The sequence below is a fragment of the Pseudomonas meliae genome (genome assembly GCF_001400515.1).
Lineage (GTDB): Bacteria > Pseudomonadota > Gammaproteobacteria > Pseudomonadales > Pseudomonadaceae > Aquipseudomonas > Aquipseudomonas amygdali.
Window position 1 is genome coordinate 1 of sequence record NZ_LJQT01000371.1, and the last position, 731, is coordinate 731.

At 54.7% G+C, this 731-nt stretch carries 1 protein-coding gene; it reads left to right on the forward strand.

Going from position 1 to position 731, the window contains the following annotated elements; translation table 11 throughout:
- Positions 1-717 (forward strand): IS3 family transposase (locus ALO64_RS17695; RefSeq protein WP_054991768.1); only part of this gene is annotated, 717 nt, incomplete at its 5' end.
- Positions 718-731 lie beyond the last annotated feature (14 nt).

Below are 731 nucleotides of genomic sequence, written 5' to 3' on the forward strand. Positions count from 1 at the left end.
CGGTTTGTGATTAGAACCCCTGGTAGCTACGGCTGGCCTCGGATCTGGCAGCGTTTATTAGCCGATGGTGTTCGTGTCGGCAAGGCGCGAGTGCAGAAGCTGATGCAGCTCCACGGTATTTATGGCAAGGGCAAACGACGGTTCAGGGTTACTACGGATAGCGCTCATGACTTGCCTATTTCACCGAACCTGCTGGATCGTCAATTCTCTGTGACGGAGCCTGACAAGGCTTGGGTGGGCGACATCACCTACATCCCGACCGACGAGGGCTGGCTGTTTCTGGCGGTAGTGGTAGACCTATTCAGTCGCCAGATCGTGGGTTGGTCGATGGACGAGCGCATGAAAAGCAGTCTGGTGATTGATGCGTTGCGTATGGCCTGGTTCAAACGTCATCCACTGAAGGCCTCAGGACTGCTGTTCCATAGTGATCGGGGGAGCCAATACGCCAGCTTTGACTTTCGTAATGTCCTTCAGGGCTACGGAATTGTCAGCTCGATGAGTCGACGTGGCAATTGCTGGGATAATGCGTGCAGCGAGACCGTATTCGGCTCGTTGAAGGTGGAGCGTCTGCATGGCTTGAGATTTAAAACCCGACGCGCCGCCAAGGACGAGGTCATGAACTGGCTGCTGTGGTACAACCAAGAGCGCCTGCACTCGACACTTCGTTACGTAAGTCCGATGCAATACGAGCAGAACTGGCAAATGCAACAACCTTAGGGAGGCGCTGCAAA